Source organism: Guyparkeria sp. TX1 (assembly GCF_046523965.1).
In the GTDB taxonomy this organism is placed as follows: domain Bacteria; phylum Pseudomonadota; class Gammaproteobacteria; order Halothiobacillales; family Halothiobacillaceae; genus Guyparkeria.
In genome coordinates, this window is sequence record NZ_CP144142.1 from 1,583,754 (window position 1) to 1,598,799 (window position 15,046).

The window sequence follows — 15,046 nt, forward strand, 5'->3', positions numbered from 1 at the left end:
CCTTACATGCCCTCCTTGATCGAGCCGTGCTCGGGTTCGGTGGGCTGCTCGTTGCGCAGCACGGCGACGTGTCGCAGCAGTTCGACCAGCCCCTGCCAGAAGAGCAGGGCGGGCATGAGGATCAGCAGGGTCTTCAAAAGATACAGCAGCGGGATGCCACCGGGCTCGGGCGAGCCCTCGCGCATGGCCCAACTGTTGCCGACGTACTCGAGGCTGCTGATGCCGATGAATAGGCAGACCGGCCAGAGCAGGAGCACGACGCCGATGATCTCGATCCAGGCGCGGGTCTTCGGCCGGGCGGTGCGCGAGAGCACGTCCACGCGCACGTGGCCGTCGTGGCGGTAGGTGTAGCCCATGCCCAGCATGAACATCAGCGCGAACCAGTAGGTGATCGACTCGGACAGCCACTGGTTGCTGTCCGATAGGCCGTAGCGCAGCGCCACCACGCCGAAGACGGTCAGGGTCAGGACCAGGCCAAGCCAGGCGACCAGTCGCCCGGTCCATTCATTGACCCGGTCGAGTCGGTCGACCAGTCGGCTCAGCCGGCTGTATGTATCCGATTGGCTCATCAGCGCACCTGTGCGGGCTGGTTGGTCTCGATCCACTTGCCGGTTGCGGTGCCGGCGGCGCGGTGCGCCTCGAGGATGCGGCGGAATGGCGTCGGGTCCTTGATGTAGGTCATCTCGCCGGCTCGCGGGAAGTATTGATCCTGCATGCGCGAGACCCAGAAGCGCAGCGCTGCGGCGCGCAACAGACCCGGCCAGGCCGCCTGTTCGGCCCCGGTGAAGGGGCGTTCGGCGAGATAGCCCGCCAGGAGCGCATCGCGTTCGGCGGCACGCGACTGACCCTGCTCGTCCACGCACCAGTCGTTGAGCGTCACCGCGAGATCGTAGGCGAACACGTCGGTGCAGGCGTAGTACAGATCGATGATGCCGGTGAGCTGTCCCGCGTCGAACAGGGCGTTGTCGCGGAACAGATCGGCGTGGATCGCGCCCTTCGGCAGCCCGGCGCGCGACTGGCCCTGTTGAAAGGCGATCTCGTCGTCGAGCAGCTCAAGGTCGTCGTCGGTGGCCTTGCTGTGCAGTTGTCGGGCGACATCCTCGGCCCAGGCAAGATCCCGATCAGGCGCGCGATATTCCGGGAAATCGGCAGAGACGCGGTGAAAGCGCGCCAGGGTCCGTCCGATCTCGGCGCAGGCAGCCGTGTCCGGGTGGTCGAGCGACGCGCCCGTCAGTCGCTGGACCAGGGCAGCCGGCTTGCCGTTGAGTTCGGTCAGGTAGGCCCCGTCACGGGTTGGTATCGGGTGGGCCGTGGGGATGTCGTGTTCGGCGAGGTAGGCCATCAGGTCGAGAAAGAACGGCAGCTCGTCGGCGCCGTGATTCTCGAACAGGGTCAGCACAAAATGGCCGCCGGTTGTGGTGACGAAGTAGTTGGTGTTCTCGATCCCGGCGGCGATGCCCCGGTGTTCGACCAACTCGCCCCGGTCAAACCGGGTCAGGAAGGTGGCGAGTTGTTCGGTATCGACCTTGGTAAAAACCGACATGACGGTCTCGTTCGTTGCTTGGGTTTGCCCGGATTTCGTTGTGTCGGCTCAGAGATCGAGCAGCTTCTGCTGCTCTTCCTCGGTCGCCGTGACACCGCGGTTGCGGTAGAAATCGAAGATCGCGTCCACCGCCTCGTCGGCCGTGTCGCACAGGGTAAAGAGGTCCATGTCCTCGGCGGCGATGGTCTTCTCGCCCAATAGCTGGTCGCCGAACCAGTCGATCAGTCCCTGCCAGAACGTGCTGCCCAGCAGGACGATCGGAATCCGCCTGGACTTGCCGGTCTGCACCAGGGTGAGGATCTCGGCCAGCTCGTCGAGGGTGCCGAAGCCGCCCGGCATCACCACGTAGGCCGAGGCGTGCTTGACGAACATCACCTTGCGGGCGAAGAAGTGCTGGAAATGCAGCGAGACATCCTGGTAGTCGTTGTCGTTCTGCTCGTGGGGCAGGGCGATGTTCAGACCCACGCTGGGTGCGCCTCCGGCCTGAGCGCCCTTGTTGGCCGCCTCCATGATGCCCGGCCCACCTCCGGAGATCACCGAGAAACCGGCGTTGGAGAGCTTCTGCGCCACCTCGACAGTCAGGCCGTACCAGGGATTGTCTTCCTTGTACCGCGCCGAACCGAAGATGCTGACGGCCGGCTCGATGCTGGCGAGCGTCTCGTAGCCGTGGACGAACTCGGCCATGATCTGGAAGACTTTCCACGACTCCTGCGAGAGCCGCTGTTGCTGATCCAGCCGGGTCGGGTGATTGGGTAGCTTTCTACTCATGCAAGACCGCGTGAAGCCGAGGTGTTCCCGGGGTGTTTCCACCGGAGTTCAGTGGGGTTTCAGTCGGTGCCGACCCGTCGGTGACGGGGCTGTCTGTGGCATAGTACCGGCCTGATATCCACGGAATACAAAAGGGGCAAATCCTACCATGTCCGACCGCAACGGACCCGTGATTCTCGTCGATGGCAGTTCCTTCCTGTTTCGCGCCTTCCACGCCCTCCCGCCGCTCACCGCGCCCGATGGCACGCCCACCGGCGCCATCCACGGCGTGGTCAACATGCTCCTCAAGATGCGGCGCGAGGCCGATCCCAGCCACATGGCGGTGGTGTTCGACGCCCCGGGGAAGACCTTTCGCGACGACATTTATCCCGACTACAAGGCTCACCGGCCGCCGTTGCCCGACGACCTGCGGGTGCAGATCGAGCCGGTGCATGCACTGGTTCGGGCGTTGGGTTTTCCGCTCCTGTGCATCGAGGGGGTCGAGGCCGACGACGTCATCGGCACCCTGATGCACGAGGCGCGCGAGAACGACGAGGAGGTGATCGTCGCGACCGCCGACAAGGATTTCGCCCAGCTGGTGGCCCCCAGCGTGACGCTGGTCAACACCATGAGCAACAAGACCACCGACGTCGCGGCCGTCGAGGAAAAGTACGGCATCACCCCGGCACAGTTCATCGATTTTCTCGCGCTGGTCGGCGACAAGGTCGACAACATCCCCGGCGTCCCGGGTTGTGGCCCCAAGACGGCCACCAAGTGGATCAACCAGTACGGCTCGCTCGACGAGATCATCGCTCATGCCGAGGAGCTAAAGGGCAAGGTGGGACAGTCGTTCCGCGATTCGCTCGAGTTCCTGCCCACCAGCCGCGAACTGGTGACCATCCGCACCGATTGCGAGTTGCCGGTAACCCTCAACGAGTTGGTGATCGAGCCGGCGGACGTCCAGACCGGCCTGGCATTGGCCGATCGCTACGGACTCAACTCGCTGCGCCGCTGGTTCGGCGAGCAAGGGCTAGAAGAGGGCAACTCGGTCGCGGAGACGGCCGAACGCCCCGAGGTCGAGTACCACACGGTGACCGATCTCGACACGCTGGATGCCTGGATCACGCGGATCGAGGCGGCCCCGCGCGTGGCCTTCGACACCGAGACCAATTCGCTCGAGCCGATGCAGATGGCGGTGGTCGGGCTGTCGTTCGCGGTCGATCCGCACGAGGCCATCTACGTGCCGTTCGCGCACGTCGATGCCCACGGGGAACGCATCGAGCCGCAATTGGATCGCGACACGGTGCTCGCCCGGCTCACCCCCTGGCTGGAAGACGATCGACCCACCAAGATCCTGCAGAACGCCAAGTTCGACATGCACGCGCTCGCCAATCACGGCATCACCCTGCGCGGGCTGGTCGACGACAGCATGCTCGAGTCCTACGTGCTCGATCCGACCGCCTCGCGCCACGACATGGACACGCTCGCCTCCCGCGAGCTGTCGCACCAGACCACTACCTTCGAGGAGATCGCCGGCAAGGGTGCCAAGCAACTGACCTTCGACCAGATCGAGATCGACGTGGCCGGCCCGTATGCCGCCGAGGATGCGGACATTACCCTCCAATTGGCCGACCGATTGCGCGCACAGCTGGCCGAGGTGCCCACCCTGATGACGGTCTACGAGGGGATCGAGCGGCCACTCGTGCCGGTGCTGTTCAACATGGAGCGTGCCGGCGTGGCGATCGACAGCGAGCAGTTGGCGCGCCAGGGCGAGGCGATCGCCGCACGAATCGCCGCGATCGAAGCCCAGGCCCAGGAGATCGCCGGCGAGACCTTCAATCTTGGTTCGACCAAGCAGCTCAAGGCCATCCTCTACGAGCGCATGGGGCTGCCGGTGAAGGTCAAGACGCCCAAGGGCGAGCCGTCGACCAACGAGGAGGCGCTCTCAGCGCTGGTCGACGAGCATCCGCTCGCCCAACTGATCCTCGATTACCGTGGCCTGACCAAGCTCAAGAGCACCTACATCGACCGCCTGCCCGAGCGCATCGACCCCACGACGGGGCGGGTGCACAGCATGTTCCACCAGGCGGTGACCGCCACCGGGCGCCTGTCATCCTCGAATCCCAACCTGCAGAACATCCCGGTGCGTACCGAGGAGGGCCGGCGCATCCGCAAGGCGTTCGTCGCCACGCCCGGTCACAAGCTGATTTCGGCAGATTACTCGCAGATCGAACTGCGGATCATGGCGCACCTGTCGGGTGACGAGGGATTGCTGTCGGCTTTCGAGCACGGCGAGGACATCCACCGGGCCACCGCCCGCGAGGTGTTCGCCGATGGCGGCGAGGTCTCGGACGAGCAGCGTCGTGCCGCCAAGGCGATTAACTTCGGCCTGATCTACGGCATGTCGGCCTTCGGGCTGGCGCGCCAGATTGGGGTGGGGCGGACCGAGGCGCAGGATTACATCGATCGCTACTTCGCTCGTTATCCCGGCGTGGCGCGCTACATGGACGACACGCGCCGGCAGGCCCACGAACGTGGCTTTGTCGAGACCGTCTTCGGCCGGCGCCTGTACCTGCCCGAACTCAAGAGCCGCAATGGCCAACGACGCCAGTATGCCGAGCGCACCGCGATCAACGCCCCGATGCAGGGAACGGCCGCCGATATCATCAAGCGGGCGATGTTGGCCCTGCACGAGAACGTGGTGCTGCCCGGTCGGGCCCGGATGATCATCCAGGTGCACGACGAGCTGATCTTCGAAGTGCCGGCCGCTGAGGCCGAGTCGCTGGCCAACGAGATCGAGGCCACCATGATCGCCGCCGCCGAGCTACGGGTGCCGCTGGAAGTGGGTATCGGCATCGGCGAGAGTTGGGACGAGGCGCATTGAATATGGGTGACTGAAACGATGCCCGATGGTATCGACAGGCCATCGAGTTGACTGAGGATTCTTCTCCCAGCCCACGCTCACGGGCAATCAAAAACGCCCGCTGGTGCAGAAGGCATCGGCGGGCGTTTTTTGTGGAAAGTGGGTCCAGTCTCAGTCGGTCTGACGGCTTGGTTGGATCTCGGGTACCGGGTAGCTGGGGATATTGCCGTGCATGAACTCGCCGTCCCAGTAGTCCTCGTCGAAGGGCCGTGAGAAGACGAAGCCCTGAATCTGCAGGCGACTGCCGAACTTTCGCAACTCGACCAATTGCTGTGGGGTTTCGACGCCCTCGATTACGACCTCGAACTCGAGCTTCTCGGCCATCGCGAGGATCGACTCGAGCAGCTTGCGGGCATCCTCGCTGCGCTCGATTTCGTCGACGAACTGCTTGTCGATCTTGAGCTTCGAGATCGGCAGATTGTTGAGGTAGGCGAGCGAGGAATGGCCGGTGCCGAAGTCGTCGATGGCGATGGCAAAGCCGTGCATCGCCAACTGGTGGAGTCGCTCGGCCAGCAGGGTCGGGTCGGAGCCGAAGTCGCTTTCGGTGATCTCGAGCACGATCGACGAGGTCGGCAGGCCGGCGGTCTTGGCCAACTGGATCAGGCGTTCGTCGACCTTGTCGAGCAACAATAGCTGCGGGGGGACGTTGATCGAGATGGTGAGTTCCTGGCCCGCCTGACGCTGCCAGTCGGCGACGCGCCGACAGGCGTGGTTGAGCGCCCATTCGGTGAACTCGCCGATCAGGTTGTGCTCCTCGGCCAGGGGAATGAATTCCGCCGGCGAGATCCAGTCGCCACGATAGCGCCAGCGCATCAGGGCCTCGAAGCCCACCAGCGTGCCACTGGCCAGTGACACCTGCGGCTGGTAGTGCACCCGCATCTCGCGATTGCCGAGCGCCTTGCCAAGCGCCTGGGTCAGCTCGAAACGCCGTTTTGCGGCATGCGTATGGCCTTGGGCGTGGCCGATGATGCGGTTGCCGCCCTCGGCTTTGGCCTGCGAGAGGCCGTTATCGGTAATGCGCAGCAATTCCTCGGCGGTCTGACCCTCGGCCGGGAACTGCGCCGAGGTGACGCTGGCGCGGATATCCAGGCGGTATCCGGCCAATTCCACGCGTTGGGTGAGGTGGGCGTGGGCCTGGCGCATCGCCTCGTCGACCCGCGATTCGAGCTCGGCGGCATTGTCGGCGAAGACCAGGAAGGCGAATTCGTCACCGTCGATGCGTGCGAGCAGGGCGCGTGGGTCGGTGATCTCGGCCAGGCGATCGCCCATGACCCGCAGGATACGGTCACCGAAGCGTCGGCCCAGGGCCTCGTTGAACGCCGTGAAGCCGTCCAGGCCCAGCGCGACCAGGGCGAATGGTTGGTCCGGATGAGTCTGAATCTGGGTGTCGACCTGCTGAACGAAGTAGCCGCGGTTGAGCCGGTCGGTGACCCGGTCCTGGCGGGCCAGCGCGAGGACCTCGTTCTCGCGGGCACGGATCTCGGTGTGATCGTTGATCACCACGATCACGTGGCCACGTTTCTCCCGCGGTTCGCCGACCAGCCGGATGGACACCAGCGCGATCAGTGCCTTGTCGTCCTCCGGGCGGGTGAACTCGATTTCGCTGCGCCACTCGCCCTTTTCCAGGACGTGCTTCCAGATCGGTGCGACCACGTGGCTGGGCTGGGCGAGCAGGATCTCGAGCAGGGGGCGTTCGGCCAGTTTTGTCGTGCTCATTTCGAGCAACAATTCAGCCGCCGGGTTGGCACGGCTGACGAAACCCTGAATGTCGGTGACCAGCACCGCCTCCTGCACCTCGTCGAAGACCGAGGCAGTCAGGGCCAGTGAGTCCTCGGCGCGCCGGCGACTCAGGGATTCCTTGTCGTGCTTCTTGAGCATCGCCTGGAGTTGCTCGCGGGAATTCGACAGGCTGACCAGCGAGCTGCGGAACTGCTGTACCGCCCGCGCAATCCGCCCCAACTGGTCGCGACGCTTCTGCTGGGCACCGGCGCTGGCCTGTTGGCCGGCGACGATGCGCTCGGTGATCTCGGCCAGCTGACGGATTTGCCGGTTCGTCAGCCAGAGCACCAGCATGAGCAGCAGGGCCTGCAGGGCGACGAACACGATCAGGACGAGTTGGTAATTGTCGGTGACCGCGGCATTGGCGCTCCGGATGGCCCGCATGGTCTCCTCGAGTTCATCGTTGGCCGCGTCGATCAGCCCACCGAATCCGTCGGTCATGATCGCGGCTCGCTGTTCGGCCAGCCGAGTCTGAATGCGCGCTATCTCGTCACGTGGCGCCGCGGCGACGTTCTGGTTGGCCTCGACGAGGCTGCGTGCCTGGGTTTCGACCGAATCGGCGAGCCGGTTGATGGCGCCGGGGTGGTTTTCCCGCAGCGGGGCGAGGGCCACGCTGCCTCGAATCGCGGAGGCGATCTGGGTGAGTTCGGTGCGCAGGTTCGAGACATCGCGGCGCGCCCCCGGTGCGAAGCCGGCGACCTCCCGTTCGACCTTGGCGGCGATGCCCGCGTACTCGTTACGGATCTGCTCGATCGACTTGTGCGTCTCGACGAAGCCGTGACTGGCCTCGGCGAAGGTCTCGACGTTCGACTGGGCCAGATTGCCCAGGTAGAAAACCAGGCCGGCACTGAGAGCCAACTGGGCGAGGATGAAGAGGAGGAATTGCAGCGGCAGGGGGAGCAGTCGCATTCGGGTCGTCCTGAGTCCGAGAAGATTTGTCCGTCGTCGTGGGCTTACACGGCGTGCGCAGAGTTTCGCGCAAGGGCATCCCCGAGTCCAGCGGCGATCGGTTGGATTCGGGCGAGCAACTCGATCGGTTCCATCGGTTCGCGCTCGCCGGCGCCCCAGACCACACCCGGCCAAGCCGGATCGTCGTCAAAGCGGACCACACAGTGCAGATGGAGCTGGTCAACGAGGTTGCCGATCGCGCCGACGTTGAGCCGCTCCGGCTGGTAGAGGCGTTCGAGGGTCTCGCTCAAGGCCTGAAGGCCGTCAAGCGCCTCGTTGCGCCAGTCTGGCGGGAGCTGATGTAGCTGCTCGGCGTGGGGACACATCGGCACGATCAGGGTCCAGACAAAGCGCCGGTCGTTGATCAGTCGGAACTGCAGCCGTCCATGATTGATTACCGGAAAACTGTCGGCTTTCAGGCGCGGGTGCAGGCGCCAATCCGTAGCGGTCGGGCGGGCATCGGTCATCGTGCGTCCTCCTCGTTGGCGGGCAGCTCCAGCACCAGATCCACTCGGCGGTTCTCGGCGCGGCCGGTGGCGGTGTCGTTGCCGGTGATGGGTTGCGTGTCGGCCAGCCCGACCGCGTGCAGTCGGCGGGGGCGGATGCCGGCATCGATCAATTCGCGTACCACCGCCGCGGCCCTCGCCGCCGACAACTCCCAGTTGGAGGGGTAGCGCCAGGTCTGAATGGGGCGATTGTCGGTGTGGCCCTCGACGGTGATGCGATAGTCGCTGCCCTCGAGGCGTTCGGCGAGTCGCGCGAGCAGGTGACGGCCAGCGCCTGACAGACCGGCCTCGCCGGTGGGGAAGAGGATATTGTCCTTGACCCGCAATTGCACCCGATCGGCGATTGTCGAGACCTCGACGTCGTCACCCATGTCCTCGAACTGCCCGGCCAGGGCTCGGGCCTGCTCACCCGAATGGTTTTGTCCTTGGGCGGATGCCCCACTGCCATCGGCGTCCATGGCCGTGCCGGACGTCGGCTCCGGTGCTTCCTGGTGAGACTCGGCATCGCCGGGTTCAGCGAACAGTTGCTCGTGGCGCTCGCCGATCAGGGCATCCCCGCTGGCGGTGCGGGCATCCGGGTTCGGTTTGTCGCCTCCAATGATTATCTCGGGTGGGTCGGTATCCCCGGTGGCGTCGCTGGCCGCTGGCCGATCCGTGTTCGCTGGCTGGTTGTTCTGCATGCCACTGCCCGGCTCGATCGGATTCTGTGCCTTGTGCTGATAGGCGTAGGCGGCGAGCAGGACGAACAGCGTCAGCAGCAGGGTCATCAGGTCGACCATGGTCAACAGCCAGTAGTTCTGATCGTCCTCGACCTGGCGGACGTCGGGCTCCCAGCCCTCGCTCCATGGCCGCCCCCCATCACGGGCGGCCGCGGCAACCCGAGCCTCCTGGAGTTCGAGTTCCTGTGCGCTGGGGTCGGCGCTCACGCTGTTCACTCGCTGGCCTGTCTCGGACGACGTCGTGGGCTTTCGCTCCGGCCGTTGGATCGATCCTTGGCCCGACTGCGTTGCCGGTCACCGTCACGTAGCTCATCCTCGCTCTGCGCAAGGAACGAGCCGAGCGTCTCCCGGATGAAGGCCGGCGAGCGATCTTCCTGCATTAGCAGCACGCCCTCGACCATCATGTTCATCAGCATCACGCGTTGCTCGGTACGCCGCTCGAGCTTCAGCGCGATCGGCTTGAACAGCATGTTCGACAGCAGGATGCCGTACAGGGTGGTGATCAGGGCCAGCGCCATGTTGGTGCCGATGGCGCCGAACTGGTCGGCATCCATCGCCGACAGCATATTGATCAGCCCGAGCAGGGTGCCGAGCATGCCGAAGGCCGGCGCGAAGGTCGCCATGGTGCGGAAGATCTGTGCCTCGGCCCGTTCGCGGGCGCGCATGCGGGAAATGCGCCACTGCATCAGGGTGATCAGATCCTCCGAGGACGCCCCGTCGAGCACCATTTGCATGCCCGAGCGCAGAAACGGGTTCTTGATCCGGTTGAGTTTCTCGTCCGCCCGGCTGATCTGGCCCTGGAACTTGAGCTTGGACACCTCGACCAGCTCGTTGATGTCGCGCTCGGCGTAGAGTCGTTCGTTCTTGAGCACGATGCCGAACACGCGAAAGACGCGCAGCACCTCGTGCAGCGGGTAGCTGACCAGCGTCGCCGCCATCGTGCCGCCGACGACCAGCAACAGGCCCGGCAGATTGAGGAAGTTGGCCGGATCCTCGGCGGAGAGGCCAATGGCCGCGACCACGATGGCCAGGCCGGAGAACATGCCGAGTAGCGTGCTGGGATTCAAAGGGCTCGGTCCTCGAGGATCGGTGATGCCGGAAACAAGGGCGCCCGCAGCAAACAGGCGAAAACAACAACCGCCACGAACAAAACGGACAAGCCAAACGATAGCATTGCCTTCGGCGTCCCCGATCCCGTTTGCGCGGGGCGTTCGACTCGTCCAGGTTGGCTGGCCGGGGCGACCGCCTGATGCCGGCGGTTATCCGGTTCGCCCGTGTCTGACGGTTATCTTTATCATCGACCGACTGGCCGTATTCTTGAGCCCTGATCTCAACTCAATGGCAGATAGGAGACGCAGCGTGGAGCGGATTGATACCCATTGTCACCTGGAAGCGGCCGCGTTTGCCGACGATCTCGACGAGGTGGTCCGGCACGCGCTTGCCAACGGGGTAACCGGAATCGTGGCGGTGGGGGTGTCTCCCGTCGACTTTAACGATCAGTGTCGGGCCATGGCGCAGGCCCGCGCCGTGGGCGTGTCTGCCTGGGGGGCGTTCGGCACGCATCCCTGGTGGAGTGATCGGGTGGATATTGATCAGGCCCTGGCGGGTCTGGAGCATCAGTGGCAGTCGGCCGAGCGTCCCATCGCGGTGGGGGAGATCGGCCTGGATTTCGCCCAACCGGGTCTGGATGCCGACGTGCAGAACGCGCTGTTCACCGCCCAGCTCGACTGGGCCGGCGAGCGAGGCCTGCCGGTGATCCTGCATGAGCGCAAGTCCGCCGATCGATTGTTGTACTGGCTGCGACGCCATCGTCACGCCGGCGGGGTGGTGCACGGGTTCACCGGCTCGCACCAGCAGGCCCAAGGCTTCATCGAGCAGGGTTTTTACCTCGGCGTGGGCGGGGCGATCACGCACCCCGGTGCCCATCGCATGCACCGGATGATGCGTGAGCTCCCGCTTGATGCACTGGTGCTGGAGACCGATGCCCCCAACCAGCCCGGGCACGCGCATCGCGGCGAGCGCAATCTGCCCGGCTACCTGCCCGAGAATCTGGACAGCCTGGCCGAATTGCGCGGTATGGAGCCGGAGGAATTGCTCGAGCGCGTCAATCGAAACACCCGGCGACTGTTCAAGAACCGGCTTGGCTACAATGCTGCCCCGTAATTCTCCAACCGCCACACGACAACCGGACCGAGCCAACGTGACTGCCATCAATCCCGTCGACGAACGTACCGAACTGCTTATCGGAGAGGAGGGTCTGCAACGCCTGCGTGCCGCGACCGTGCTGGTCGCCGGATTGGGTGGCGTGGGCGGCGCGGCTGCCGAGTCGTTGGCCCGCGCCGGGGTAGGGCGATTGATCCTGCTGGATCACGACACGTTCGCTGCTTCAAACCTCAATCGCCAGTTGCTATCCACCCGCGAGGTGCTCGGGCGTGGCAAGGCGGAAGTAGCGGTGGAGCGGCTGGCCTCGATTCGCGACGACATTGAACTGGTACCCAGCGCGGACTTTCTCGACGTCTCTGGGGTGGAGGTATTCCTTGACCGGCATCAACCGGATTTCGTCGCCGACTGCATCGACTCGATCGCGGTCAAGGCGAGGTTGCTGGCCGTGGCGCGCGAGCAGGGGCGAGGCACGTTTACCGCCCTGGGAGCGGGTAATCGTCTGGATCCGCGCCGGATGCAGGTCGGGCGGCTCGATCAGGTGCACGGCTGTGGGTTGGGGGCGGTGCTGCGGCGCAAGCTGAGAAAGGCGGGCGCCCCGGTGGACTTCCCGGTGGTCTACTCGACCGAAGCGCCGCGCAAGCCCGCCCCGCATCAGCCGACCGACGATGGCAGTCAGCCGCGCGCGGTCAACGGCACCATCAGCTACCTGCCCAACCTGTTCGGCCACGTGGTCGCCGGCGAGATCATTCGCCGGTTGCTGGACGGCGAAGGCTGAGCGCCGCCTTCGAACTCACTGCTCGCGCAGGAATACCCGCCGACCATTGACCCAGGTGGTCTCTACCTGGTGGGCGAAGTCCCAGCCCGTAAACGGCGTGTTCTCGCCGGCGCTCGCCAGGCCGACCGAGCCGAGGCTCCACATCGCATCTGGATCGACCAGGGTGAGATCGGCACGCTGGCCCACGGCGATCGAGCCGGCATCGGACAGACCAAACAGCGCGGCCGGGCGCGTCGTCAGCGCATCGATGGCGCGCTCGAAACCGATCACGCCTTCCTCGACCAGCTTCAACACCAGCGGCAGCAGGGTCTCGAGCCCCGAGATGCCGGGCTCGGTCTCCGGGAAGGGGGCGAGCTTGGCATCCGGTTCGTGCGGCTGATGATCCGAGACAACGGTGTCGATCAGGCCCTCGGCAAGCCCCCGGCGCAGCGCATCGCGATCGCGAATGGTCCGTAGCGGCGGGATGACGTGGGCGTTGGGATCGAGCGCGTCGGTGTCCATCTCGGTGAGCCAGAGATGGTGGGCCGAGACGCCTGCGGTGATCGGCAGGCCATCGGCCTTCGCCCGCTCGATCAACTTGAGGGCGGCGGTAGAGGATAGCTGCGGCACGTGCACTCGCGCGCCGGTCTCGCTGATCATGGCGATCAGTTGCGCCAGCGGCGCGGTCTCGGCGGAGACCGGCAGGCCCGGTAGGCCGAGGCGGGTGGCCACGGCGCCATCATGTGCGCAGCCCCGTGCGGAGAGCGAGGGGTCCAGCGGCTGGAGCAGTACCTGCAGATCGAAGGTCGCGGCGTACTCCAGTGCCCGCCGCATCAGGCGCAGGTCCTGGAATGGGTAGTGGGCATTCGAGATCGCGACGCAGCCACCGGCGTCCAGTGCCGCCATTTCGGCGAGCAGCTCACCGCCCAGTTGCTGGGTCATCGCGCCGATGGCAACCACGCGGGCGCGACCGGCCAGCTGGGCGCGGCGCTTGATGTAGCGCGCGACCGCGACGGTATCGAGTACGGGAACGGTATCGGGCGGCATGACCACCGTGGTGATCCCGCCGGCCACGGCGGCGGCGCTCTCGGTGGCGATGGTGGCCTTGTGTTCATGACCCGGCTCGCGCAGGCGCGCCCAGCCGTCGATGACGCCGGGAATCAGCCATTGGCCCTCGGCACAGACATGTTCAGCGGTGTCTGTCGGCCAGTCGCCGGGTGCCTCGCCGATACCGACGATGCGGCCATCGCCAAGGTAGATGTCGGTGGTGGTGTCGAGTCCATTGGATGGATCACGCAGCCGCGCGCCGCGGATCACCCAACGATCGCAATCGATACCGGGACGACATCCCTCCGGGTGGCGCACCGGGTCGTGATCGATGCCGAGGTTTTCCGGTGCGTCCTTCATGTGTTGTCTCCCCGGTTGGCGCTCATGCACAGACTCATCACCGCCATGCGCACGCCGATGCCGTTGGATACCTGCTCGAGAATCACCGACTGCGGCCCGTCGGCCACCGACGATTCGATTTCCACGCCTCGGTTGGCCGGGCCCGGATGCATGACCATCGCGTCGGGCTTGGCCCAGGCGAGTTTCTCCTCGGTCAGACCGTAAAGGCGGTAGAACTCCTCTTCGCTGGGCAGCAGGCCCGCCTCCATTCGTTCGCGTTGCAGGCGAAGCATGATGATCACGTCGACGTCCTTGAGCCCTTCACGCATGTCGTGGAATACGCGCACGCCGAGCTTCTCGACGTCGGTGGGGAGCAGGGTACGCGGGGCGATCACGCGCAGTTCACCCACATTGAGCGAGTTGAGCACGTGCATCTGCGAGCGGGCCACCCGGGAGTGGCGGATGTCGCCGACGATCGCCACCCGAAGCGGCGTGAAATCGCCCTTGTGCCGACGGATGGTGAAGGCGTCGAGCAGGGCCTGGGTCGGGTGCGAGTGCCATCCGTCGCCGGCATTGAGTACCGAGACGTGCGGGGCGACGTGGCGGGCGATGAAGTGGGCTGCACCGGACTGCTCGTGGCGGACGACGAACATGTCGGCCTGCATCGCCTCGATATTGCGCAGGGTGTCGAGCAGGCTTTCGCCCTTCTTGGTCGCCGAGGTGGCTAGATTGAGGTTGAGCACGTCGGCGGAGAGGCGCTTGGCGGCAAGCTCGAAGGTGGTACGGGTGCGGGTCGACGACTCGAAGAACAGGTTGACCACGGTCCGCCCGCGCAGCAGCGGCACCTTCTTGATCTCGCGATCGGTGACCGAGACGAAGCCCTCGGCGGTATCGAGAATGCGCGTGATCCACTGCGGCCCGAGTCCCTCGATTGTCAGCAGGTGGCGCAGGTGGCCTTGTTCATCGAACTGGATTGCCCAGGGATCCGGGGCAAACTTCGGGATCTTCGGGCGGACGAATTTCACGGCCATGGCGCTCAGCTCTCCTTGCTGGTGACGAGTCGGGCGGTCATCGGGTCCGGCCCGTCGACGTGGATCTGTTCGTCGGGGCCGAGCGTCAACTCTTGACCGGCCCAGTCGGCGCAGATCGGCAGCTCACGACCGTCGCGCTGGTAGAGCACCGCCAGGGCGATCCGGCGTGGTCGGCCGTAGTCGAACAGCTCGTTCATCGCCGCACGCACCGTGCGACCCGTAAACAGCACGTCGTCGACCAGGATGATATCGCGGCCGTCGACATCCACCGACAGGTCCGAAGGGCTGACCTGAGGATGCAGGCCGAGTGTATTGAAATCATCACGATAGAAGGTGATGTTCAACCGGCCCAGCGGCTCCTGGCAGCCCAGTGCGCGGTGCAGGGCATCGGCCACCCAGACCCCGCCGGTGTGAATACCCACGATCAGTGGATCCACCAGAGTGCCATCCTGCTGATCCGAGCGGATCCGGGCCTCGAGCCGGTCGATGGCCTCGTTGACGGGCAACAGGCGGTCGGTCTGTGTCATCGCAGGGGAGTCCGGGTGAG

13 protein-coding genes are annotated in these 15,046 nt (G+C 65.3%); 3 read left to right on the plus strand and 10 right to left on the minus strand.

Going from position 1 to position 15,046, the window contains the following annotated elements; translation table 11 throughout:
• Positions 1-2: 2 nt before the first annotated feature.
• The 3 genes from VWP12_RS07410 to VWP12_RS07420 are packed head-to-tail and all read right to left on the minus strand — an operon-like array spanning position 3 to position 2,311.
• On the minus strand, positions 3-569 hold the full coding sequence (locus VWP12_RS07410) for a TRAP transporter small permease subunit (protein ID WP_410473603.1): 567 nt from the start codon (positions 567-569) through the stop codon (positions 3-5).
• The gene (locus tag VWP12_RS07415; RefSeq protein WP_410473604.1) at positions 569-1,543 is read right to left on the minus strand and encodes a homoserine kinase; all 975 of its coding nucleotides are present in this window, start codon (positions 1,541-1,543) and stop codon (positions 569-571) included. The genes VWP12_RS07410 and VWP12_RS07415 overlap by 1 nt, the downstream gene beginning before the upstream one ends.
• Positions 1,544-1,591: 48 nt before the next feature.
• Positions 1,592-2,311 (minus strand): TIGR00730 family Rossman fold protein, encoded by a 720-nt coding sequence (locus tag VWP12_RS07420; protein WP_410473605.1) that lies wholly within the window; start codon positions 2,309-2,311, stop codon positions 1,592-1,594.
• A gap of 148 nt (positions 2,312-2,459) precedes the next feature.
• Between VWP12_RS07420 and polA the strand changes: the two genes are divergently transcribed.
• Entirely contained in the window at positions 2,460-5,174 is a 2,715-nt protein-coding gene (gene polA / locus VWP12_RS07425) for a DNA polymerase I (protein WP_410473606.1), read from the plus strand.
• A gap of 150 nt (positions 5,175-5,324) precedes the next feature.
• Here the strand turns inward: polA and VWP12_RS07430 are convergent, their stop codons facing one another.
• Genes VWP12_RS07430 through VWP12_RS07445 form a run of 4 tightly spaced genes read right to left on the minus strand, consistent with a single transcriptional unit; the run spans position 5,325 to position 10,232 of the window.
• The gene (locus tag VWP12_RS07430) at positions 5,325-7,901 is read right to left on the minus strand and encodes a putative bifunctional diguanylate cyclase/phosphodiesterase (RefSeq protein ID WP_410473607.1); all 2,577 of its coding nucleotides are present in this window, start codon (positions 7,899-7,901) and stop codon (positions 5,325-5,327) included.
• A gap of 44 nt (positions 7,902-7,945) precedes the next feature.
• Positions 7,946-8,407, minus strand: coding sequence for an HIT family protein (locus VWP12_RS07435; RefSeq protein ID WP_410473608.1), 462 nt, complete (start codon positions 8,405-8,407; stop codon positions 7,946-7,948).
• Entirely contained in the window at positions 8,404-9,372 is a 969-nt protein-coding gene (locus tag VWP12_RS07440; RefSeq protein WP_410473609.1) for a flagellar motor protein MotB, read from the minus strand. Before VWP12_RS07440 ends, VWP12_RS07435 begins: the two co-directional genes overlap by 4 nt.
• 5 nt (positions 9,373-9,377) lie before the next feature.
• Positions 9,378-10,232, minus strand: coding sequence for a motility protein A (locus VWP12_RS07445; RefSeq protein ID WP_410473610.1), 855 nt, complete (start codon positions 10,230-10,232; stop codon positions 9,378-9,380).
• Positions 10,233-10,524: 292 nt separating this feature from the next.
• On the opposite strand from VWP12_RS07445, the gene VWP12_RS07450 reads away from it, so the two are divergent.
• Both VWP12_RS07450 and VWP12_RS07455 read left to right on the plus strand, forming a co-directional pair.
• Positions 10,525-11,328, plus strand: coding sequence for a TatD family hydrolase (locus VWP12_RS07450; RefSeq protein ID WP_410473611.1), 804 nt, complete (start codon positions 10,525-10,527; stop codon positions 11,326-11,328).
• A gap of 37 nt (positions 11,329-11,365) precedes the next feature.
• Entirely contained in the window at positions 11,366-12,103 is a 738-nt protein-coding gene (locus VWP12_RS07455; RefSeq protein ID WP_240031418.1) for a ThiF family adenylyltransferase, read from the plus strand.
• 15 nt (positions 12,104-12,118) lie between these two features.
• On the opposite strand, the gene VWP12_RS07460 is transcribed toward VWP12_RS07455, so the two are convergent.
• From VWP12_RS07460 to pyrR, 3 genes are read right to left on the minus strand one after another with little or no spacing between them, the layout of a single operon-like run.
• Positions 12,119-13,489, minus strand: coding sequence for a dihydroorotase (locus tag VWP12_RS07460; RefSeq protein WP_410473612.1), 1,371 nt, complete (start codon positions 13,487-13,489; stop codon positions 12,119-12,121).
• Positions 13,486-14,499 carry an aspartate carbamoyltransferase catalytic subunit gene (locus VWP12_RS07465; RefSeq protein ID WP_125198547.1) on the minus strand — a complete coding sequence of 338 codons (1,014 nt, stop codon included), beginning with the start codon at positions 14,497-14,499 and terminating at the stop codon, positions 13,486-13,488. The genes VWP12_RS07460 and VWP12_RS07465 overlap by 4 nt, the downstream gene beginning before the upstream one ends.
• Before the next feature lie 5 nt (positions 14,500-14,504).
• A complete protein-coding gene (gene pyrR, locus VWP12_RS07470; protein ID WP_410473613.1) occupies positions 14,505-15,026 on the minus strand; it encodes a bifunctional pyr operon transcriptional regulator/uracil phosphoribosyltransferase PyrR in 522 nt (173 codons plus the stop codon).
• Positions 15,027-15,046: the final 20 nt, after the last annotated feature.

What these genes read in the sequence shown, in the direction of transcription:
- VWP12_RS07410 (WP_410473603.1), bottom strand. Translation starts at nt 569, where the DNA reads ATGAGCCAATCGGATACATACAGCCGGCTGAGCCGACTGGTCGACCGA.
- VWP12_RS07415 (WP_410473604.1), bottom strand. Translation starts at nt 1,543, where the DNA reads ATGTCGGTTTTTACCAAGGTCGATACCGAACAACTCGCCACCTTCCTG.
- VWP12_RS07420 (WP_410473605.1), bottom strand. Translation starts at nt 2,311, where the DNA reads ATGAGTAGAAAGCTACCCAATCACCCGACCCGGCTGGATCAGCAACAG.
- polA (WP_410473606.1), top strand. Translation starts at nt 2,460, where the DNA reads ATGTCCGACCGCAACGGACCCGTGATTCTCGTCGATGGCAGTTCCTTC.
- VWP12_RS07430 (WP_410473607.1), bottom strand. Translation starts at nt 7,901, where the DNA reads ATGCGACTGCTCCCCCTGCCGCTGCAATTCCTCCTCTTCATCCTCGCC.
- VWP12_RS07435 (WP_410473608.1), bottom strand. Translation starts at nt 8,407, where the DNA reads ATGACCGATGCCCGCCCGACCGCTACGGATTGGCGCCTGCACCCGCGC.
- VWP12_RS07460 (WP_410473612.1), bottom strand. Translation starts at nt 13,489, where the DNA reads ATGAAGGACGCACCGGAAAACCTCGGCATCGATCACGACCCGGTGCGC.
- VWP12_RS07465 (WP_125198547.1), bottom strand. Translation starts at nt 14,499, where the DNA reads ATGGCCGTGAAATTCGTCCGCCCGAAGATCCCGAAGTTTGCCCCGGAT.
- pyrR (WP_410473613.1), bottom strand. Translation starts at nt 15,026, where the DNA reads ATGACACAGACCGACCGCCTGTTGCCCGTCAACGAGGCCATCGACCGG.